This window comes from Variovorax sp. GW821-FHT09D07, from assembly GCF_059416345.1.
The window spans coordinates 14,931-36,581 of the sequence record NZ_JBWKOY010000017.1; the positions used below are offsets into that span (position 1 = coordinate 14,931).

The window sequence follows — 21,651 nt, forward strand, 5'->3', positions numbered from 1 at the left end:
TTTCATTCCCGCAAGGAGCATCGCCATGGCCAAGAGCAGTCAGAAATTCATCGCACGCAACCGCGCGCCCCGGGTCCAGATCGAATACGACGTGGAGCTCTACGGCGCCGAGAAAAAGATCCAGCTGCCCTTCGTGATGGGCGTGCTGGCCGACCTGTCGGGCAAGCCCGCCGACCCGCTCGCGCCCGTGGTCGATCGCAAGTTCCTCGAGTTCGACGTCGACAACTTCGACGCCCGCATGAAGGCCATGAAGCCGCGCGCCGCCTTCGCGGTGGAGAACTCGCTCACCGGCGAGGGCGACCTGAAGGTCGAGCTCACTTTCGACAGCATGGACGACTTCTCGCCCGCCGCCGTGGCCCGCAAGGTGGGCGCGCTGAACAAGCTGCTCGAAGCGCGCACGCAGCTGTCGAACCTCGTGACCTACATGGACGGCAAGGGCGGCGCCGAAGACCTGCTGGCCAAGGTGCTCGAAGACCCGGCCCTGCTGCAGACGCTGGCCGCCAGCAAGAAGCCCGGGGACGGCGAAGCCGCCGCCTGAGCCCCACTCCGATTCCTGACAGACACACACCGGTACACGAGGAGAAACCATCATGGCCGACGCACTCGAGCAGAGCGCACTGAAAGACGTTGCGTACGCGGGAAGCGACTTTTCGTCGCTGCTGCAGAAAGAATTCAAGCCGCGCAGCGACGAAGCCAAGAGCGCCGTCGAAGCCGCCGTGCTCACGCTGGCGCAGCAGGCGCTGAGCAACAGCACCGTCATCGGCAAGGACGTGACCAAGTCGATCCAGGCCATGATCGCCGCGATCGACGCCAAGCTCACCGACCAGGTGAACAAGATCATCCACCACCCCGACTACCAGAAGCTCGAGAGTGCGTGGCGCGGCCTGCACTACATGGTGAACAACACCGAGACCGACGAGAACCTGAAGATCCGGGTGATGGACATCTCCAAGCAGGAGCTGGCCAAGAACCTCAAGAAGTTCAAGGGCGCGGCCTGGGACCAGAGCCCGATGTTCAAGAAGATCTACGAGGAAGAGTACGGCCAGTTCGGCGGCGAGCCCTTCGGCGCGCTGGTGGGCGACTACCACTTCGACCAGAGCCCGCCCGACGTCGAGATGCTCGGCGAGATGGCCAAGATCGCTGCCTCGGCGCACGCGCCCTTCATCACCGGCGCGAGCCCCAACCTCATGCAGATGGAGTCGTGGCAGGAGCTGGCCAACCCGCGCGACCTGACCAAGATCTTCTCCACGCCCGAGTACGCCGGCTGGCGCAGCCTGCGCGAGTCGGACGACTCCAAGTACCTGGGCATGTGCATGCCGCGCTTTCTGGCGCGCACGCCCTATGGCGCCAACACCAACCCGGTGGAAGAGTTCGACTTCGAGGAAGACACCGCCGGCGCCGACCACAGCAAGTACGCCTGGGCCAATGCCGCCTATGCGATGGCGACCAACATCAACCGCTCGTACAAGCTGTACGGCTGGGGTTCGCGCATCCGCGGCATCGAGTCGGGCGGCGCGGTGGAAAACCTGCCGCTGCACACCTTCCCCAGCGACGACGGCGGCGTGGACCAGAAGTGCCCCACCGAGATCGCCATCAGCGACCGGCGCGAAGCCGAGCTCTCGAAGGCCGGCCTGCTGTCGATGATCCACCGCAAGAACTCCGACTTCGCCGCCTTCATCGGCGCCCAGTCGCTGAACAAGCCGGCCGAGTACGACGACCCCGATGCCACGGCCAACGCCAACCTGGCGGCGCGCCTGCCCTACCTGTTTGCCTGCAACCGCTTTGCGCACTACCTGAAGTGCATCGTGCGCGACAAGGTCGGCAGCTTCAAGGAGCGCGAGGACATGCAGCGCTGGCTCAACAAATGGATCATGAACTACGTGGACGGCGACCCCGCCAACTCGTCGGAAACCACCAAGGCCCAGAAGCCGCTGGCCGCCGCCGAGGTGATCGTGGAAGAAGTCGAGGGCAACCCGGGCTACTACACGTCCAAGTTCTTCCTGCGCCCGCACTACCAGCTCGAAGGCCTCACGGTCTCGCTGCGGCTGGTGTCCAAGCTGCCGACGGCCAAGGGCGCGGGCTGAAAAAAATCTGCGGATTCTTCTTGAATTCCCGGTTCCGTTTCGTTCTATGAGTAGCTGCCGGGCATCGGAACTTTTCTCCCACCGCCGGCAGCCATTTTTTTCGTTTCGATCATCAACCGCCCGAATGCAATCGGGTTCCAAGGAGTAGGAACATGTCATCTGACTTTCACATCAAGCTCGACGGCGTCAAGGGCGAGTCTTCTCACAAGGACCACAAGGACGAGATCGAGATTTCGTCGTGGTCCTGGAACGTGAGCAACGCATCGGGCGCGGGATCGGGCGGCGGTTCGGGCAAGGGCAAGGCCACGCCGGGTGAATTCAACTTCACGCACGTCTACGACAAGGCATCGCCCGTGCTCGCCAAGAACTGCGTGAGCGGCAAGCACTTCAAGGACATGGTCATGACCTGCCGCAAGTCGGGCGAAGGCCAGCAGGAGTACCTGAAGGTCACGCTCAAGGAAGTCTTCATCTCCAGCGTGGGCCCCGGCGGCGCACAGGGCGGCGACGTGCACGAGCAGGTGTCCTGCAGCTTCAAGGACATCGAGTTCGCCTACAAGGGCCAGGACGACAAGGGCGCCGGCGGCGGCGAGGTGAAGTTCGGCTGGAACGTGGCCACCACCGAAACCCGCTGACGGGCGACGGACTCGCCAGCCCCGTCCGCCCCAGGCACCGCACGGTGCCGGGGCCGGTCCCTGCCCGTGTCCTCACCGGAGCAATGCCATGGCATTCAGCACCACACTCATCGGTACCAGCGGCAAGCTGCACACGACCTACAACTCCGATTGGTCGGTCGGACGGATCGGCTCCAACACGCGTGAAGACGTGATGCTGGTGCAGGCCCTGTTCAAGATCTTCTACTACGAGCTGCTGGGCTTCAACCACGACTTCGACCCGCCCCCCGGCGCGACCGAGGTGATCGTGGTGGACGGCTACTACGGGCCGGTCACGCAGAAGCACATCACGCACTTCCAGGAACAGGCGATCGCACGCGGGCGCAAGGTCCTGCCGGACGGCATCTTCGATCCGTTCCGCGAGCCCGGTGCGTCCAGCACGATCAGCAAGACGCGCTACGCGCTCGACCTGCTGAACAACGGCTGTGCCAACAGCTGCGAAGAGCAGAACATCGACAACTACAGCAACCTGCCGAACCGGGAAGACATGCCCGCGTTGCTGCGCAGCGCGCTGAAGAAAGTCAAGAAGAAGGCCAGCAAGTACAGCTGAACAGTCTCAGCGGACCCAAGCAAAACGCCCATCCATCGGATGGGCGTTTTGCTTGAAAGATGGCGCTACGCTCAGGGGTCTGTCGACGCGACGTTCTCGGGCAGCAGCCGCGTCAGATCGTCGTCGGCGTCCTCGATCACCCACAGCGTGAGCGCCGTGTAGTTGTCGTGGCCCGGCTTGGCGTTGGCCTTGATCTGCGCGTCGAGCAGTTCGGTCCACTGGCTGGGCGTGCGCGAGGCGTGCAGCGTGTCGACCAGGCATTCGTCGCCCAGCGGCTCCCACACGCCGTCGCTGCACAAGAGCAGCACGTCGCCGGGCAACAGGCGCATGCGGTCGGACACCGCGATGTCGGGCGCCTCCTCGATCGAGCCCAGTGCCGACAGCAGCATGTTGCGCTGCGGATGCAGGCGCGCGCCCTCCTCGTCGAGCATGCCACCCGCCACCATCTGCTGCACCAGGCTGTGGTCGGTGGTGCGCGCCACGATGGCGCCGCCGCGAAACAGGTAGGCGCGGCTGTCGCCGCTGTGCACCCAGGCCAGCACCTCGCGCTCCAGGTCGATCACCGCGAACACCACCGTGGAGCGCATGCCGGCGAGCTTGCCGCCTTCGGCCTGGCGCGCCACCACGTCCAGGTTGGCGCGCTCGATCAGCGCGCGCAGCGCGGCCTCGTCCAGCGAGGGCGCCCCCGAGAAGCCGCCGAGCACGCTGGCGCGCACCGTGGCGGCCGCCACGTCGCCGCCGCCGTGGCCGCCCGCGCCGTCGGCCACCAGGCAGGCGACATAGCGCTCGTCGTGCCAGTGGCCGTGCACGTCCTCGTTGTAGGTGCGCCCGCCCTGCCGGGAGAGCGTGACGATTTCGATTTCCAAGCGGGGTGCCTCGCGAGTGCTGGGGTTGTTCTGGTGGTCTTCAGGTGTCGGACTTCAGGCGCGCCATCTGCTCTTCGTAGGCCGCGAGGAAGGCCTTGCCGAAGAGGCTGTGGAAGTCGTCCTCGGCCTCGCTCGCGATGCCGCCGTACAGCGCCACGAACTGGTCCCAGAGCTTGGCCTTGCGGTTGGCGGCAAAGAGCGCGTCGAGCGCGGTCTTCGCGCTGATCTTCTTCTCGAGCTCGGCCGGCTCGAAGCGGCCGATGACGTGGGCCAGCGCCGCGCGCATGCCCACCATCACGCCGAACTGGTGTGCACGGAGGTCGTCGAAGGCATCGCGCATCGCGGCCTCGGGCGGCATGAAGCCGCGCACGCCGGGGCCCAGCAGGTGCGCCAGCGCGACCTCGACCGTGGGCGAGAACTTGAGCGGGTTGTTGGCTTGCGACGCGATCATCGTGACCTCGGCGCGCACCTCGCGCTTGAACTCCTGGCGCGTGAGCAGCAGCTGCAGCGTGCCCTCGGTGGCGGTGCGCAGCATCGCGCCGATGCGCTCCATGAGGCCGGGCGTGAGCATCTCGGGCGGCTGATGCGTGCTGGCCAGGCCGCGCAGGAAGGCGGCGAGCAGTTCGTCGTCGGAGGCGGTGCGCGTGGACGTGGCTGCTGGTGCCGGCGGCGCGACGTACACGGGCGGCGGCGGTGGCGGAGGGGGCGGCGGCTCGGCGACGCGGCCGGCGTTCTCGGGCCCGCTGATGCGGATCGGCTGCCCGGTCACGTCGTCGAACTTCGCGAGCGGGGCCACGGGCGCAGGCGCAGGAGGAGGCGGCGGCGGTGGCGGCGTGATGGCCTTCGGCGGCTCGAAGCCGAACTGGTCGATCGGCAAATGATCGGAGCGCGGCACCGGCGTGGCGGGCGCGGCGCGCTGCAAGGCGGCCAGCGGGTCGGCGTCCGATGCGGTGTTGGGCTGCAGCAGCGGATCGGCCAGCGGCGACAGCGCGAGCGGATCGCCGCCGATGCCGCCGGCGCCCGGCGAACCGCCGAACAGATCGTCGATGCTCGCGGCCTTGCCGTGCGCGGGCGGCGCGCCCAGGTCGGAAAAATCGTCGAGCGCGCCGAGTCCGGCAGAGGGCGCGGCCGAGGGCGTGGGGCCGAGCAGGTTCGCGAACGGGTCGACCTGGTCGGCCTGCGCATTGCGCGAGCCGCTGGCCATCGGGTCGGGAAAGAGCAGCGACTCGGCGGGCGCGGCGGCGGCGCGGGCCGCAGCAGGCGCCGGGGCGGGAGCGGCCGGCGACCCGAGTCCCGCGAGCAGGTCGGCGAACGGATCGTCGCTGCTGGCGGCGGGCGCGGCGGCCGGCGCCGACATCACGGTGTTGGGGATGACCGGTGCGCGGGGTGCCGCCGCAGCCGCCATCACGCGCACCGAGAGTTCGAAGCTGCCGATGACAAGGCGCGCACCGTCGGTCAGTGCCGCTTCCTTGCCCGCGCCCAGCGACACGCCATTGCATTGCATCGCGTTGCTGCCGCGATCGACGATGAAGTACTGCCCGTCGCGGCACAGCACCTGCGCGTGCACGCGCGAGACGGTGCGGTCAGGGTCGTCGAGCACCAGCGCGTTGGTGTCGGCGCGGCCGATGGTGCCGCCGCCGGGTCCGAAGTCCGCGGCGATGGACGGTCCGGCCGGCATGCCTTGCCGGGTGATGACAGCGATATGGATCATGAATCGGCCCCCGATGGCGGCTGCGCCCGTGCAATCTCGCAAGGAGTATTCATTCCGTGGGGCCGGTTGGCAATCTCGCCTTAAGAGGTATGCCGCATGCGCGCCGTCGCGGCCTCACGGCGCCAGCAGCAGCACGAGCGACTGGCTCGGCACCGCGCGCACGCCCGGGCAGTTGGTGCTGTTCTGCAGCGAGTTGCTGGTCAGGCGCGTGGCGGGCATGCCCTGGAACAGCACGGTGAACGCGCCCGTGAGATGGCGGCACGGCCCCATCACGGTGCCGGAGGCCACGCCCAGCAGCACCCCGGGGTTGTCGCCGTTGCTCATCGGGATCGTGGTGCCCAGGTTGTGCGCCGGGCCGCCCATGATGAGGATCGTGGGGCAGTTGGGAATGGCCATCGCGCCCATCGCGATGTTCGGGTACGGAATGGGCAGCGGCGACGGCGCGGCCGGCGTCATGCAGACGTCGGGGAAGGCCATGTCGGTGCCCATGAGCTGGCAGTTGGCGAACATGGGACGTCTCCTCAACCGAAGTGGATCTGCGCGCCGCGCGTCTTGACCAGCTTGCCGCCGTTGACCATCACATGCTCGGCCTTGAGCTGCATCAGCTGCTGCGCCTCGTGGTCGATGTGCATGGCCTGCACGCGGTCGGTGCCCTGCGTGGTGCGCAGGTAGTGGCGGCTGAAGTGGGTGACGCGGTCCATCACGCTCGAGAGCACCGAACCGACGAACTTGATGGTGCCCGCGCACAGCCGGAACTGCCGCGCGGCCACCTCCACCTCGTCGGCCACCAGGTGGGTGCGACGCCCGCGCAGCTCGAGCTGGTCGGCATCGAGCTGCAGCCGCGCGGCCTCCAGGTGCAGGGCGCCGTCGCACCGCAGCACGGCCGGCTGCGCCGCGTCGCGCTGCAGCACCGCCAGCACCCACAGCTCCGACGGGCCGGTGCGCAGGCAGGCCACGGTGTCGCCGACGGCCGGCACCAGCAGGCAGCTGGCCGCACGCCGCGCCTGCACCTCGCCCCGCAGGCCGACGCGCACACGCACGGTGGCATCGGGCACGACGGCGGTGACGAGGCCGCCCTGGCAGGCGCCGGCGATGGCGACGGTGGGGTCGACCACCGGCGCGCAGACCGGTTGGCTCTGGCTGTGCGGGCTGCGCTGGCTGGGGCTTCTGCCGGGGGTTCGGGTCTTGCTCATGGGGCTCTCCAGGATGTGCGGATGGGGTCAGGCGGCGACGGCGCGCCAGCGCTCGGCCTCGGCGCGCTGCGGGTCTTGCGTCAGCGCGCGGGCGTGGTCGTCGATGCGCGCGCCTTCGGTGAGCGCGCCGTGCAGCTGGGCGCGCAGCAGCGAGGCGCCCGCCATGTCGCAGCCGCGCAGGTCGGCGTGGCTGAGGTCGGCGTGGTCGAGCACCGCGTTCTGCCACTGCGCGCGTGCCATGCGCGCACCGGCGAAATGCACCTGGTGCAGGCGGGCGCGTGCGAACACGCTGCCTTCGAGCAACGCGCCGGTGAACAGCGCCTGCGTGAGGTCGGCGCCCGAGAAGTCGACGCCGGCCGCCTGCGCCTCGCAGAAGATGGCGCGCGGCGCCTGCACGCCGGCCAGCCGCGCACCGCCCAGCAGCGCGCCCTGGAAGCTGCACTGCGGCAGGCGGGCGTCGGTGAAGTCGGCGCCCTGCAGGTCGACCCCGGCGAACTGGCAGCCGCGCAGCGACTGGCCGCGAAAGTCCTGCCCCGCCAGGGGGGTCTTGACGAACACCGTGCGCTCGAAATTGCCGCCGCTCCAGGCCAGGTGACGCACGTCGCATTCCATCAGCGTCGCCTGGCGCCAGTTGACGCGCTCCGCGCTGGCATCGAACAGGCTGCACTGGTTGAAGGTGGCGTTGTCCAGGCTCGCGTCCTGCAGGCCGGCGTGGGCGAACTTGCTGCGGTTGGCCACGAGCATGGACGCATCGGCACCGGCCAGCCGCGCGTGCGACACCTCGCACTCGTTCAGGGTGGCGGCATGCAGCCGTGCCTCGCCCAGGTCGGCGTGCGTGAGCTGGCACTGGTTGAAGGTGGCCCGCCGCAGATCGGCCGTGCCCAGCAGCGTGCCGCGCAGGTCGCACTGGTCGAACACCGCCTCGTGCAGGTCGGCGCCGCGCAGGTCGGCCCGGCGCAGGTCGACCTTGCTGAACAGCGCGCCGGCCAGCGCGGCGCGCGCGAAGTGGCCGCCCTGCAGGTCCAGCGACTCGATGGGCTCGCCGATGGCGGCGGCCATGGCCAGGACTTCGGGCGTCATGGCACGGGCTGCGCCTGCTCGGCGGCGCTCAGCCGCGGCCAGGTGCGGGTGCGTGTGAGCAGCGCGTCGTCCAGCCGCACGTCGCCGTCCAGGCGCACGCGCGACAGGTCGGCCTGGAACAGGTTGCTGCGCCGCAGGTCGGCGCCGCGCAGGTCGGCATGCTGGAGCATGGCGTCGCGCAGGTCGGCGCCGGACATCCGCGCCCCGCGCAGCACGGCCTTGCGCAGCAGCGCACCGCGCGCCGAGGCCAGGCGCCAGTCGCTGCCGGGCATGCGCGCGCCGGTGAAGTTGGCGCCGTCGGCCACGGCGCCGGCAAAGCTGGCGTCGGCCAGCGCCACGCCGCCGAAGTTGGCATGCGCGAGGTCGGCATGGCCGAGGTCCGCGCCCGTCATGTCGCACGCGGGCGTGACGACCACGCCGGCGGCGCGCGCCTGCGTCCAGCGCGCGCCCTGCAGTTGGCAGTCGACGAAGTTGGCGCCCGCGAGGTCGGCGCCGCGCAGATCGATACCGCGCAGGTCGCACTCGACGAAGCTGGCGCCGGCCAGCGTCGCGCCCGTGAAGGCGACGGTGCGCAGGTCCGCGCGATAGAACACCTGCCTGCCGGCCTGCGCCTCGCTCCAGTCGCAACGGCCCCAGGCCGCGTCCAGCAACGAGGTGCCGCCCAGCTGCGCGCGCGCGCCGCGTGCGCCTTCCAGCTGGCAGCGCTCGAGCACGGCGGTGCGCAGGTCGGCGTCGTCCAGCACGCAGCCGTCCAGGCGGCTCGCGCCCAGGTTGGCGCCCTCGAAGTTCGTGCCGATGGCGATGGCGCCGCTCAGCTCGGCATGCGCCAGCACCGCATATGAAAAGTTGGCGCCCGAGAGATTGGCCTGGCGCAGGTCGGCGCTTTCGAGCCAGGCGCCGGTGAAGTCCGCGCCGCGCAGGTCCAGCCCGTGCAGGTCGGCGCCGGTGAGGTCCATGCCGCGGAAGGCGCGAAAGCCCGATGCCGCCGCCCGCCGGATCTCGTCGCGCAACGCCGCGGCCGCATCGGGCGCCATGCGATCGACCGGCGGCTGCTGGTGCGCCGCCTGCAGGTAGCCCAGCGAGTCGGCGCCCTCTTTCTGCAGCAGCGGGCCGTAGACCACCTCGGGCCGGAAGTCGCGTTTCTCGTGCCGCGCGGTCTGTTCGAGCTGCTTCAGGTCCTGCTCGGCGCGGTAGGTGGGCGGTCCGCGGTGCTGCAACTGCGCCAGGTCGACGCCGCGCTCGCGCGCCATCGCGATGGCCTGCTCCATGTGCGCGAGCACGTCGTTGAGTGCATGCAGCTGTTGCAGCTCGGAGGCTTCGATCTGCCGCTGCAGCACCTCGGCCAGCTCGTCGGGCTTGGGCACGGGCTCGCGCGGCGGCATCGTCACGCCCAGCGCGTCGGGGTCCTTGCCGAGCCCGCGCAGCTGTTCGCGGGCCATGGCCACATCGAGTTCGGCGCGCCGGTACTGGGCCTGCGCCTGCACGCCGTCGCTGGCGAAAGGCGCGCGCGCGGCCTCGGCATGCGGATCGGTGATGTCCAGGCCCTCGGGCAGCAGGTCGCTGTCGCGCAGGCTGTGGACCAGGCCCAGGCGCGGATCGGCGCGCTGCGCGATCACGTGCAGGTAGTGCGCATCCGGGCGCGGCGCCTCGGTGATGCGCTCCACGCCGCAGGTCATGCCGCGGATGTCGCTGCCGTCGTCGCTGGCCATCTCCGCCAGGCCGTGGAAGACCAGCACCAGCCGCTGCGCATGCGGAAAGCACCACACGGTGGTCAGGCGCATCGGCACTTCGCGCAGCGCGTCGTCCTGCCCCGCGCCCATCGCGTAGGCGGCGAACACGCGCGCGCGCAGGCCGGGCAGGCGCCCGGTGAGCGTGGGGTGCTCTGGGTGCAGGTGGACGAACTCGAGCTCCTCGTCGCCGCGCAGCGGTTCGGCAAACCACTGGTCGGCGGGGGCCACGTTGAAGAAGCGCCAGTCGGTGTCGGGCGCAAAGCCGGGCGCGTGCTCGCGCAGGTACTCCGGCCCGTAGGTGCCGCGCCAGGCGGCACGCGCCGGGTGCATCGGATCGAGGCGGCCGAAGCCGGCCGGCTCCGCCACCTGGTCGGGATGGTGCAGCGGTGCGTGCGGCCATTCCACATTGGGCAGCGGGCGCACGCCCTGCACGGCGGCCCGGCCGATGCCTGCCGGGTTGGCCGCGAAATCGGCACCGCCGTAGGCGCGCTCCCAGCCGATCGGCATCTGGGTATAGGGCTGCGGCGCGCTGGCGCGTTCGCCCTCCCAGTGCCGGTCGCCCATCACCACCAGCGTCTTGCTCACCGGCCCCACGCGCACGCGCACCGCGCAGCCGGTGGCCGGTGCCGACGGCGGGCAGGCCCGGCCGTGCACCAGGAATTCGGCGGTGAGCTTGGCCACGCCTTCGTCGACCAGGGGCTCCGCCATTTCCTCGGCCAGAAAATCCCACATCGACTGCTCGCCCCACAGCCGGCCGTGCGCGCCCTGCTCGAGCGGCACATGCAGCAGCGCGCTGATGCACAGTGCGCGCCGGCCCCGGTACTCGATCGGGCGGGTGGACAGGCCCAGGGCCTGCGGCTTGTTGATCTGCATCGCGTGCGGCCCGGCCCGTCAGGGCGTGCCCGACCCGCCGGAGCTGTTGGGGTCTTGCGAGCTGGTGGGTCCGGGCGTGCTCTGGGGCCCGTCCGCCGCCGGTGGCTGGTTCGAGCTGACGGGCTCGCTGGGCCCTGCCGGTTGGCTCGAACTGGCAGGCTCGCTGGGCCCTGCCGGCTGGCTCGAACTGGCAGGCTCGCTCGGCCCTGCCGGCTGGCTCGAACTGGCGGGCTCGCCGGTGCCGGCCGGTGCCGTCTGCGCCGGCGAGGGCTGGGGGGTCGGCTGGGGCGCGGGCACCGAGCCGTCCTCGGCCGGCTTGAGCGCATCGGCCTGGTCCTCGGCACCGCTGCCCATCGCGCGGCCCATCGCGCCGATCGGACCGCCCACCACGGCGCCCGCGACACCCAGCACCGGCGACGCGATGATCGCGAACGGACCGGTCACCAGGCCCAGCGCTGCGCCGGTACCCGCGCCGATCGCCGTGTCGGTGCCGTAGTGCGATCCCGCCAGCGCCTCGCCCTGCGCCTTGCGATCGCGCGCCAGTGCGGCCATGTCCTGCAGCCGCTTCTGCAGGCCGGGAATGCGGCCGACGTCCGGGTCCTTGGCCGCCTCCTCGAGCTGCTTGGCCGCGTTCTCGTACTGGGTGAAGGTGGCGTCCACGTCGCGCGCACCCAGGAACAGCCCGCGGATCGCGCCCACCGCCGAGAAGAGCGCGGCCACGCGGTTCAGCGGCGGCGGACCGCCGCCCCCGCCCCCGCCGCCGCCGGCCTTGAAGATGTGGATCGGCGCCTCGCGCAGGCTGCCGAGCTTGCGCTCGATGCCCATCGAGGCCACCGTCTCGAGCTTGAGCGCGATGGTGTTCTCGATCTGCATGCCCATGAAGTTGGCCACCGCCAGCCCCACGGCGTTGTCCATGCTCATGCCCAGGAAGGTGGAACGCGCCGCGCCCAGGTTCGCCTCGCTGTTGGTGCCGATGTAGCCGCTGCTGTTGGCGCCGAGCACCGTGGTGTTGGAGCCCAGCGAGGTCTGGTTGATGTCGCCGATGGCCATCAGGTTGATGTGCGTGTTGCTCACCAGGCTGTACTGCATGAAGTTGGCCTGGAACGGCGCCACGCCGGCGTCCATCTTCATCGAGTTGCCGCCGGTCACCTTGAACTCGATGTGGCCGGCCTCGAAGGTCATGCGCGACGCCTTGTGCGCCATGTTGCCGGCGATGGTCACCGTCTGGTTGCCGCCCACGGTGCGGCTTTCGTTGGAGGCCGTGAAGTCGGTGCGCGCGGACTTGGTCTCGATGCGGTGGTCGCCCTTGACGACCAGCGCGTGCGCGCCGTCCACGTTGGTGGTCTGGTTGGCCACCACGTGCACGTCCTGGCTGGCGCCGACCGTGATCTTCTGCGCCACCTTGACGCTCTTGGTCTCGTTGTTGGTGACGTTGACCGTGCGGTTGCGCTGCACGCTCACGGTCTGGTCGCGGTCGACCTTGAGCGACTGGTCGCGGCCCACGCTGCCCGAGTCGTCGCGTTCCACGCTGCGACTCATGTCGAGTTCGGCGTGGATGTTGATGTTCTCGGACCCCTTCTTGTCCTCGAACATGATCTCGTTGTAGTTGTTCACGCCGCCGCCCGGCGTGGACCGGGTCCGGAAGCCGCTCTGCGTGGGCGACTTGTACGGAATGGGCTGGTCGTCGTTGTAGACCCGGCCCACGATCACCGGCCGGTCGGGGTCGCCGTTGAGGAAGTCGACGATCACCTCCTGGCCGATGCGCGGCGCGAAGTAGCCGCCCCAGCCCTTGCCGCCCCAGGGCTGCGACACGCGCACCCAGCAGGTGGACTTCTCGTTGCTGTCGTCGTAGCGGTCCCAGTGAAAGTGCACCTTCACGCGGCCGTGGTCGTCCACGTGCAGCTCGTCGCCCTTGGGGCCGACCACGATGGCCGTCTGCGGGCCGGGCATGGTCACGCGCGGCGTGAGGCGCGGCGCGCGAAACGGCCGGTCGACCGGCATCACGGTGAGCAGGAACAGGCTGCTGCCGGTCTGCGCGGCGGCCAGCGCGGGCGTGGCGGCGATGAGCTCTTCCAGCACCGGCAGGGTGTCGGCGTTCACGGCGTCGTCGCGCAGCACCTCGGCCAGCGCGCGCTGCACGGGCTGGGCCGGCGCGCTGGCGCTCACGCCTTCGTAGCCGCGATGGCTGGCGATGAAGGTGCAGGCGGCGATCACGTAGTCGCCGTTGCGCGTGCCGTCGGGGTCGTCCTCGAACTTGAAGCTGCGCCCGGCCGCCACGTCGGGCCACGGCGTGAGCGCCCAGTGGCGGTCGCGGCGCGCATTGAGTTCGTCGCCGCGCAGCTTGGCGCGCGTCTCGGCGTCGTCGCCGCTGAAGTAGCCGCCGGGGAACTCGAACATCTCGAACTCGGCGAGCTCGTGCTGGTCGGAGCTGTCGATGTCGGCGCCCAGCTTCTTCTTGATGGCCTTGAAGTCGCTGTCGCGCGACGAATGCTTGCCGGTGTCGAACTGCCGCGCGCTGACCCAGCGCGAGATCTCGTTGAAGCGCGGCTCGGCCGCGTGGACCGCCATGTGGCGCAGCGTGTCGGTCGCGGGCAGCTTGTCGTGCGCCAGGTCGCTGGCGTCCGACAGGTGCATGGTGCCGGGCGCGTCGTGCGCGTCGAACCAGTAGTAGATGCCCTCGTCCTCCAGCAGGCGCGACAGGAACTGGTAGTCGCTCTCCTGGTGCTGCACGCAGTAGCGGCGCGGGTTGTGCGTGCCGATGACGTTGGTGGCCTTGGTCTTCTTGAAGCGCTTGATCGGGCTGTCCTCGAACACCGCGTCGAGCACCTCGAGCACTTTCTTTTCCTGGTGGATGCGCGAGTTGGCGCGCTTGGTGAGCAGCCAGAACCACGAGCGCAGCGCGATGCGGTACTCGTAGTGCCGCCCGATGTGGCCCGCGCGCACGAAGCGCACCGCATGGCCCTGGCAATGCCGCTCGTGCGCGCCGCCGTCGGCGTCCTTGAACTCGATGACCACGTCGAAGGCGTGGCCCAGGATGTCCTTGGCGGCGAGGTCCTTGTTCTTGGACAGCACGGTGAGCTCGTAGGCCGCGGGGCGCGCCAGCGCCTCGTGCCCGACGATGCGCCAGAACATCAGGTCGTCCTTGGCGGGCGAATCGCTCTCGATGCGGAACTCGTGGTCGGCCATCTTGGGTCTCTCGGAAGTGGGGCGTCGCGCTGCGGGGGGCTCAGTCGAACGCGTAGGTGAAGTCGGCGTCCTTCACGTCGAGCGCCACGCGGCGGATCTCGCCGCCGGAGGCCAGGCGTTGCAGGTACTCGACCGAAATGGTGGGCAGCACCGTGTTGGTAAGGATCGCGTCGATCACGCGCCCGCCCGACTCCGGGTCCTGGCAGCGCGCGACCACCTGCTCGATCACCGCCTCGGTGTATTCGAAGGGCACGCCGTGGTTGGTCTCCACGCGCTTCTTGATGCGGCCCAGCTGCAGCCGCACGATCTTCTTCATCATCTCGGGCGACAGCGGGTAGTAGGGAATGGTGACGATGCGGCCCAAGAGCGCGGGTGGGAACACCTTCATGAGCGGCGCCTTCAGCGCGTCGGCCAGCGCATTCGAATCGGGCAGCAGCTCGGGGTCGCGGCACATGCTCATCACGAGCTCGCTGCCGGCGTTGGTGGTCAGCAGGATGATCGTGTTCTTGAAATCGATCATCCGGCCCTCGCCGTCTTCCATCCAGCCCTTGTCGAAGACCTGGAAGAAGATCTCGTGCACGTCGGGGTGGGCCTTCTCCACTTCGTCGAGCAGCACCACGCTGTACGGACGGCGGCGCACGGCCTCGGTCAGGATGCCACCCTCGCCGTAGCCCACGTAGCCCGGGGGCGCACCCTTGAGCGTGGAGACGGTGTGCGCCTCCTGGAACTCGCTCATGTTGATGGTGATGATGTTCTGCTCGCCGCCGTACAGCGCCTCGGCCAGCGCCAGCGCGGTCTCGGTCTTGCCCACGCCCGAAGTGCCGCAGAGCATGAACACGCCGATGGGCTTTTGCGGGTTGTCCAGGCGCGCGCGCGAGGTCTGGATGCGGCGCGCGATCATCTCCAGGCCGTGCTTCTGGCCGATGACGCGCTGGTTGAGCGTGTCGGCGAGCTTGAGCACCGCCTCCACTTCGTTCTTGACCATGCGGCCGACGGGAATGCCAGTCCAGTCAGCGACCACCGAGGCCACGGCCTGCTCGTCGACCGACGGCAGGATCAGCGGCGACTCGCCCTGCACCGCGTGGATCTTCGTCTGCAGTTCGTGCAGCTCGGCCAGCAGCGTGGCGCGGTCGGGGCCGGCCTCGGCGGCGGTTTCACCGGCCGCCGGTTCATCGACCGGCTTGTTGCCCGCGCGCAGCTTGCTGCGCAGTTCGAGCAGGCGGTCGACCAATCCCTTCTCTTCCTGCCAGCGCGCGTTCAGCGCTTCGAGCTGCACCTTCGATTCGGCCAGCAGCGTGGCCACCAGCGCGGCGCGCTTGGTCACGTCGATGCCGATGGCTTCTTCGCGGCCGATGATCTCCTGCTCGACCGTGAGGCCTTCGATGCGGCGCATGCAGTCTTCGACTTCGGGCGGCGTCGCGTGCTGGCTCACGGCCACGCGCGCGCAGGCCGTGTCGAGCAGGCTCACGGCCTTGTCGGGCAGCTGGCGCGCGGGAATGTAGCGGTGGCTCAACTTCACGGCCGCTTCGATGGCCTCATCGAGCAGCTGCACGCGGTGGTGCTTCTCGAGCACGCTGGCCACGCCGCGCAGCATGAGGATCGCCTTGGTCTCGTCGGGCTCGGGCACCTGCACGACCTGGAAGCGCCGCGTGAGCGCCGGGTCTTTCTCGATGTACTTCTTGTACTCGGCCCAGGTGGTGGCGCCGATGGTGCGCAGGTTGCCGCGCGCCAGCGCCGGCTTGAGCAGGTTGGCCGCATCGCCGGTACCGGCCGCGCCGCCCGCGCCGACCAGCGTGTGGATCTCGTCGATGAACAGAATGATCGGCGTGGGCGAGCTCTGCACCTCGTCGATCACCTGGCGCAGGCGCTGCTCGAACTCGCCCTTCATGCTCGCACCGGCCTGCAGCAGGCCGATGTCGAGCGTGAGCAGCTTCACGTCTTTCAACTGCGGCGGCACGTCGCCGCGCGCCAGGCGCTGCGCGAAGCCTTCCACCACCGCTGTCTTGCCCACACCCGCCTCACCCGTCAGCAGCGGGTTGTTCTGGCGGCGGCGCATGAGGATGTCGACGATCTGGCGGATTTCCTCGTCCCGCCCGGTCACCGGATCCATCTCTCCCTTCTTGGCTTTCTCCGTGAGGTCGACAGCAAATTTCTTGAGGGCATCGCCCTTGCCCATGGCGGCCGGCGCCATGGCGCCCGAGTCTTCGCCGGGCGCGCCGCTGCCCATGCCGGTGCCGTCCTGGGCACGCATCTGCGCTTCGGGCGAGGCGTCGCAAATCTTGGGAAAGTTGTCGGCCAGGTCTTCGACCTTGATCTTCTCGAACTGCTTCGACAAACCGAACAGCGGGTTGCGCAGGCTCTGCGTCTTGAGCATGCCCACCAGGATGTAGCCGGTGCGCACCTGCGCCTCGCCGAACTGCAGGGTGGCGTAGGTCCAGGCGCGCTCGATGGCGTTCTCGATGTGCGGCGAAAAATCGCTGATGGCGGTGGCGCCGCGCGGCAGGCGGTCGAGCGCGGCCGTCATGTCCTTCGCGATCACCGACACGTCGAGGCCGTAGTGCTGGATCACGCGGTGCAGGTCGGAATCCTGCGCCTGCAGCAGCTGGGCGAACCAATGCTCCAGCTCCACGTACGGGTTGCCGCGCATCTTGCAGAAGACGGTGGCGCCCTCGATGGCCTTGTAGGCCAGCGAGTTGAGTTTGCCGAAGAGGGCGGTGCGGCTGATTTCACTCATGGAGGACTCCGTATCTCTTCTGAACGAATGAAGATGGGTTTATTGAAAAGAGGCGGGCTGCTGCGGCAGGCGCGCCCTCGACGGCTGGCTGGCAATGCGCACATCGGCCGCATCGCGCGTGCGCGGGCGTTCGCCGAGCCACGAGACCCAGCCCAGGCGCGGGCCGTTGCCCCGGGCCTGGCCCAGGCGCGTGGGCGGCACCTGTACTTTCTCGAGCACCAGTTCGGCGTCCCATTCGAGGGTGTCGCCGAGCAGCTGCTGCATCCAGCGCTGCAGCACGGGCTGCGCGTCGCCGGTGGGCAGGAACATGCGGTACTGGTCGACCGTGAGCGGCCCCAGGTGCAGGCGCACGCGATGCTGGCGGTCCCACGCGCGCGTGCCGAGCATGGCGCCCATGCCCATCGCGCGCGAACTCTCGCCCTGCCCCAGCCGCGTGACCTCGTCCGTGGGCACGCGCATCCAGTGGCCGACCCAGCGCTCCAGCTTCACCGGCACGCCGAAATAACAGCACAGCACCGACTCCACGCTTTCCGCGTTGTGCACGCGGCGCGCGAGCCAGCCCGAGAAGTGCAGGCGCGCGTCGTCGTGGATCTCGTCGCGGTCGATGCGCCCCGGCGTGCCGATGCCGACCAGTGCGCCGACCTGCAGGCGGAAGCGGTCTTCGCCGGGCCGGTCGAGCGCCACGGCCGGCCGCGACTGCGCCCACGCGCGGTAGAAGTGCAGCGAGAAGCGGTGCGAGAAGGTGTCGAGAAAAGCCAGCCAGGTCGGGTCGCCGTGGTTCAGGCTGCGCTCGCGGATGAAGTCGCTCAGGTGCACCGGCAGCGGGCCGTTGGGGCCGATGTAGCCGAAGAAGTGCTGGCGCAGGCGCGGCGGCGAATGCGCGGTGGCCGGCTCGAAACGGCTGAAGCTGGCGGGCGCGAACGACAGCGACGGCTCCTGTCCCACGCGCACCGGCTCGGCGCTGGGCAGCAGGGCGCGGCCCCAGCGCGGCGTGGTCTTCGCGACGGACTCGATGCGCCGCATCACGGCGAAGTAGTCGAAGTCCCATGGCTGCGCCGACCACCCGCGCAGCGCGTTGTCTACCCGCGTGCTTACAGAATCTGTCGTGTCCCGCACAGCGGCCTCCAGCGCATGGCTTCGCCCTTGCCCGCGACGCGCAGCACGGTCTCGACGAAGTGGTTCACCTCGACATGGCGCGCGAGAAACTGCGCCAGCACGGCACCGAACAGGAAGGCGCTGTGGCCGTGGAAGGCGTCCTTGTCGACTTCGAGCGTCACCTCGAGCCCGCGCCCGAAGGCGATCGGGCCCGCGAGCGGCAGGCGCCGCGCCACGGGCTTGCTCTTGACCGACAGCAGGCCGCGCACCTGGCCCTGGCGCATCTCGTCGGCATGCACGGCGTAGAGCATGAGCGTCTCGCGCAGCGCGGCGGCGCCCTGCTCCGGCGTGCTGTCGGACAGCGACAGGTAGTTGAGCGCCAGGTGGTCGATGACGCGCCAGCCCAGCCCCTGGCTCACCACCGGCGACACCGGCCGCGACGGCCCGCGCACCATGCGCACACGCTGCACGGGAAAGGAATCGACGCAGTCGAAATCGTTGTCGCGCCCCAGCGGCATCAGAAGCGGCAGGTCGCGGTTGGTGCACAGCGCGGTCACGGCGAGCTGGCGCAGCGTGGCCGCATACGGCGCCTGCTGCGGGTCGACGATCTGCATGTAGACCTCGGAGCCGATGTGGCTGCTGCGGTGGCCTTCGGTGCGCTGGCGCACCGAGAGCATGCGCGGCTCGCGCGTGGTCGTGAAGTAGGCCGGGTGGCTGTTGCGGCTGCCGTGGAAGGCCGAGTAGAACGGCCGGAACGGCTGCTCGGCCACCGCGGCGTCGGCCCCGGGCGCGCCGTGGCCGATGACCTCGGTGACGGTGTGCACCTCGAAGTCCTGCGGGCGCGTGCGGTCGGGCACCAGGTGGAACTGGCTCACGCCCTCAGTCACGGGCACGCGGTCGAGCCGCTTGGTGAACAGGTTGACGGCGGGCACGCAGTGCAGCTGCACGTTGTCGGCGCTCACCAGCTTCTCGAGCGCCGCATCGCCACGCGAGAACAGCAGCACGATCTCCAGCTCGGTCACCGGCATCGTCGCGAGCAGCGCCTGCAGCCCGCCGATGCGCACGAACTGGAAGCGCTGCGGGAACGCGAAGTACTCCTGCAGCAGCCGAAAGCCCGAGAAGCCCGTGGCCGTGACCGGCAGCAGCGCCTCGTCGTCCCCGAAGCCGACCGCGCCGATGGCGCTGCCCGGCAGGCTGCGCATGGCGCCCTGCAAGGCACCACTGGCCGTGAGCGGTCGCACCCACACGCCGATGGGCTGGCCCAGCGCGCATTCGTGCAGCTGCCAGGCCACGTCTTCCGCGCCGCCGAAATGCAGCATCAGGTCGTCGAGCGCGATCTGGCTGAAGTCCAGCCCCGCCGTGGCGCGCAGCGCGATGCGCAGGCCGCCGCGGATGGCGCGCGACTGCGGATGGGTGTTCAGCGGCAGGTCGGGCGCGTAGGTGAAGTACTGGGCGCGCTGCACCTCGATCGGCCAGATGCGCAGCGCGGCGGCGGTGCGGAACTCGCAATGCGTGTTCTGCCCCACGGCCTGGCGCGCGCGCAGGCCGGCGCCGCGCGGCAGCGTGGGGCCGGCCGCGAGGTTGGCGTCTTCCGGGTCGGGCACGAACGACACCACCGTCATGGCCGGCGTGGGCGCCAGGAAGTGCGGGTAGACGATGTCCAGCAGGTGGCCCGTGAAGCGCGGGTATTCGGCGTCGAGCTTGAGGCCCACGCGCGCCGAGAGAAAGGCCGTGGCCTCGATCAGCCGCTCCACGTACGGGTCGGCGACTTCCTGGCCCTCGATGCCCAGCCGGTGCGCGATCTTCGGGAACGCACGGGCGAACTCCGAGGCGCTTTCGCGGAAGTAGCGCAGCTCCTGCTCGTACAGGCTCAGCAGCCGAGGGTCCATGTGGACTTACCTTGGGTTTTGCGCCATGTCCACGATCTCTATGCGGCCCTCTTCCAGATCGACGCGGCTTCGCATGAGGAACTCGAGCGGCACGGGCTGCGCCCACAGCATGCCGCGGATCTGCAGGCCGATGCTGTTGTGGGACTCCAGGGCCGGGCCTTCCATGACGAGTTCGACTTCGAGTGTGCGGGACAAAATGCGCGGCTCGAACTGCAGGATTGCGTTCTTCAAAGCCTGTTCCATGCTGACACGCTGCACCGACGAGGTGAACTGGCCAGACAGCATAGGCAATCCGTAGTTGATGACGGAGCGCGCGGCATTCGGGTGCTGCTTGTCGTCCATCGACAGGCCGTGCCCCGTGGCATTGAAGAGCCAGCCGAGGTCGCGCAGCACGGCCTGGCGCAGCGCCTGCTTGGTGAGCGTGCGCTTGTCGTCGCCCTCGCGCTTCTCGTCGGGCGCGTGGTCGACGAGGCGGTCGAGCAGCGAGGGCTGCAGCCGCTCCTGCGCGGTGAGTTCAGCCACCGCCGCTGCTTTCGCCGCCCTCGGCCGCATCAACGGCAGCAGGCGTGAAGAGGATCTCGCGCACGTCCATCAGCGCGTACTCGCCGGCGTCGCTGCCGAGCACGCGCTGGCCGTAGCCGGCCCAGACCTCGGGGCGCAGCTCGCGCCACTCGGTCTTGCGCGCCAGGCGCAGCTCGCCGTCGTCCTGCGCCTCGGTGCCTTCGTAGCGCGTGGGAATGAGGGCCAGCGTTTCGCCGCCGTTCTCGAACTGCAGGTGCGCGGGCATCCAGACGCAGTCGCGCAGGTCTTCGGGCGGCTCGATCTTGATGTGCGCCAGCCGCGCGTAGGGAATCCAGTAGTACTTGCCGTTGACGAAGGCCTCGAGCACCGGGCCCAGGCGCATGTCGGCGTCGGCCAGCCATTCGAAAGGCACGCCGTCGATGGTGCCGGCGATGGCGGGCGCGCCGTCGAAGGCGCGCTGGCGCAGGTCTTCGGCCAGCCCGCTCTCGCCGCGGCCTTGCCGCAGCAGCGATTCGATGAGCAGTGCCAGCCATTCATCGGGCTGGCCGAAGATCATCGGCGTGCGCGTGCCGGCGAACACGTCGGCGCGCAGGCCTTCGCAGCGCACGGCCTCGCCGTACACCTGCTTCATGGGCACGGCGAGCGCGTCGAGCTCGGCCGCGACGGTGAGCTGGTTGAGCGCGCGCTCCCACTGCCCGAGCACGCACAAGAGCTGCGCCATGAAGACGCGGTGCTTGGAGTCGGAGGGCTTGGCGCGCACGTCGTCGCTCAGGGCCTTGAGGGCGGCCACCGGGTCGGCGGCCTTGAGGAAGTCTGCGGCGGTCGTCGTCATGGCGGTGTGCTCCTGGGGGCGTTCGGAATCAGGTCCGGGTGAACTGGCATTCGCGCACCGCGCCGCGCGCGCCGCTGGTCTTCTGCGGGGCCGACTTGATCTTCACCGTGCGGTAGCTGATGGAGACCAGCTCCGAGGGCACGCCCCAGTGGCCGCCGGAGTTGAGCACCAGCCGGCAGATGCGCGCGTTCTCCAGCGAGATCTCGAAGGTCGCCTGCGCCTCGGGCGACTGCGGATCGCCGCCGGCCTTGTAGGCGCTGATGACGACCTTCAGGTCTTTCTCCTGCGCGCGCAGCAGGCTGGCGAGCGTGGCCGTGGCCGCGTCGCTGCGGCGTGCGACGACCAGGTTGTGGGGCACGACCTGGTTCTGCGCGGACGATTCGGGCACCTGCACCGACCAGTAGTAGCCGCCGATGTTCAGGCGCGCCTTGCCGTCGTCGAAGACGCGTTCGAGTTCGCCTTCGACGGGCGAGCCCTTGCTCTCGATCATCATGACCAGGTCGGTCTCGGCCGAGCCGGTGCCGATCAGTTCGTAGAACTGCCGTGCGTCTTCGGGGCTCCAGGAGCCGTCTTCGAGAAATGCCATGTCAACCTCCGGATTCGGACAAAGAAAACTGGACCGGGACCACGCGCAC

General features: G+C 69.6%; 17 protein-coding genes. 4 read left to right on the forward strand and 13 right to left on the reverse strand.

Annotated elements, in window-relative coordinates; all coding sequences use genetic code 11:
- Window positions 1-25: 25 nt before the first annotated feature.
- The 4 genes from tssB (at window position 26) to AC07OX_RS31225 (ending at window position 3,305) form a co-directional block, all read left to right on the forward strand.
- Entirely contained in the window at window positions 26-538 is a 513-nt protein-coding gene (gene tssB, locus AC07OX_RS31210) for a type VI secretion system contractile sheath small subunit (protein WP_062482197.1), read from the forward strand.
- Window positions 539-590: 52 nt separating this feature from the next.
- Window positions 591-2,084, forward strand: a complete 1,494-nt coding sequence (gene tssC, locus AC07OX_RS31215) for a type VI secretion system contractile sheath large subunit (protein ID WP_062482199.1) — start codon at window positions 591-593, stop codon at window positions 2,082-2,084.
- A 152-nt stretch (window positions 2,085-2,236) separates the two neighbouring features.
- Complete coding sequence (locus tag AC07OX_RS31220) at window positions 2,237-2,716, forward strand: Hcp family type VI secretion system effector (RefSeq protein ID WP_070063886.1); 480 nt, start codon at window positions 2,237-2,239, stop codon at window positions 2,714-2,716.
- An 88-nt stretch (window positions 2,717-2,804) separates the two neighbouring features.
- Complete coding sequence (locus tag AC07OX_RS31225) at window positions 2,805-3,305, forward strand: peptidoglycan-binding domain-containing protein (RefSeq protein ID WP_062482201.1); 501 nt, start codon at window positions 2,805-2,807, stop codon at window positions 3,303-3,305.
- Window positions 3,306-3,376: 71 nt separating this feature from the next.
- Here AC07OX_RS31225 and AC07OX_RS31230 read toward each other — a convergent pair whose 3' ends face one another.
- The 13 genes from AC07OX_RS31230 to AC07OX_RS31290 form a co-directional block, all read right to left on the reverse strand.
- Window positions 3,377-4,171: a PP2C family protein-serine/threonine phosphatase gene (locus AC07OX_RS31230; RefSeq protein WP_070063885.1), complete on the reverse strand. Its 795-nt coding sequence runs from the start codon at window positions 4,169-4,171 to the stop codon at window positions 3,377-3,379.
- 40 nt (window positions 4,172-4,211) lie between these two features.
- A complete protein-coding gene (gene tagH, locus AC07OX_RS31235; RefSeq protein ID WP_495262768.1) occupies window positions 4,212-5,882 on the reverse strand; it encodes a type VI secretion system-associated FHA domain protein TagH in 1,671 nt (556 codons plus the stop codon).
- A 114-nt stretch (window positions 5,883-5,996) separates the two neighbouring features.
- Window positions 5,997-6,392 (reverse strand): DUF4150 domain-containing protein, encoded by a 396-nt coding sequence (locus AC07OX_RS31240; RefSeq protein ID WP_062482207.1) that lies wholly within the window; start codon window positions 6,390-6,392, stop codon window positions 5,997-5,999.
- Window positions 6,393-6,403: 11 nt separating this feature from the next.
- Window positions 6,404-7,075 carry a DUF3540 domain-containing protein gene (locus tag AC07OX_RS31245; protein WP_495262767.1) on the reverse strand — a complete coding sequence of 224 codons (672 nt, stop codon included), beginning with the start codon at window positions 7,073-7,075 and terminating at the stop codon, window positions 6,404-6,406.
- 27 nt (window positions 7,076-7,102) lie between these two features.
- The gene (locus AC07OX_RS31250) at window positions 7,103-8,155 is read right to left on the reverse strand and encodes a pentapeptide repeat-containing protein (protein WP_495262766.1); all 1,053 of its coding nucleotides are present in this window, start codon (window positions 8,153-8,155) and stop codon (window positions 7,103-7,105) included.
- Window positions 8,152-10,758: a DUF2169 family type VI secretion system accessory protein gene (locus AC07OX_RS31255; RefSeq protein ID WP_495262765.1), complete on the reverse strand. Its 2,607-nt coding sequence runs from the start codon at window positions 10,756-10,758 to the stop codon at window positions 8,152-8,154. Before AC07OX_RS31255 ends, AC07OX_RS31250 begins: the two co-directional genes overlap by 4 nt.
- Before the next feature lie 18 nt (window positions 10,759-10,776).
- A complete protein-coding gene (locus AC07OX_RS31260; RefSeq protein WP_495262764.1) occupies window positions 10,777-13,944 on the reverse strand; it encodes a type VI secretion system Vgr family protein in 3,168 nt (1,055 codons plus the stop codon).
- 40 nt (window positions 13,945-13,984) lie between these two features.
- Complete coding sequence (tssH, locus tag AC07OX_RS31265) at window positions 13,985-16,678, reverse strand: type VI secretion system ATPase TssH (protein ID WP_070063879.1); 2,694 nt, start codon at window positions 16,676-16,678, stop codon at window positions 13,985-13,987.
- A 39-nt stretch (window positions 16,679-16,717) separates the two neighbouring features.
- Window positions 16,718-17,794 carry a type VI secretion system baseplate subunit TssG gene (tssG, locus tag AC07OX_RS31270; RefSeq protein WP_495262763.1) on the reverse strand — a complete coding sequence of 359 codons (1,077 nt, stop codon included), beginning with the start codon at window positions 17,792-17,794 and terminating at the stop codon, window positions 16,718-16,720.
- On the reverse strand, window positions 17,770-19,662 hold the full coding sequence (tssF, locus tag AC07OX_RS31275; RefSeq protein WP_495262762.1) for a type VI secretion system baseplate subunit TssF: 1,893 nt from the start codon (window positions 19,660-19,662) through the stop codon (window positions 17,770-17,772). Before tssF ends, tssG begins: the two co-directional genes overlap by 25 nt.
- 6 nt (window positions 19,663-19,668) lie before the next feature.
- Window positions 19,669-20,184 (reverse strand): type VI secretion system baseplate subunit TssE, encoded by a 516-nt coding sequence (tssE, locus tag AC07OX_RS31280; protein WP_062481207.1) that lies wholly within the window; start codon window positions 20,182-20,184, stop codon window positions 19,669-19,671.
- The gene (locus AC07OX_RS31285; protein WP_495262761.1) at window positions 20,177-21,016 is read right to left on the reverse strand and encodes a type VI secretion system accessory protein TagJ; all 840 of its coding nucleotides are present in this window, start codon (window positions 21,014-21,016) and stop codon (window positions 20,177-20,179) included. The genes tssE and AC07OX_RS31285 overlap by 8 nt, the downstream gene beginning before the upstream one ends.
- A gap of 28 nt (window positions 21,017-21,044) precedes the next feature.
- Window positions 21,045-21,602 carry a type VI secretion system tube protein Hcp gene (locus AC07OX_RS31290; protein WP_056584544.1) on the reverse strand — a complete coding sequence of 186 codons (558 nt, stop codon included), beginning with the start codon at window positions 21,600-21,602 and terminating at the stop codon, window positions 21,045-21,047.
- Window positions 21,603-21,651 lie beyond the last annotated feature (49 nt).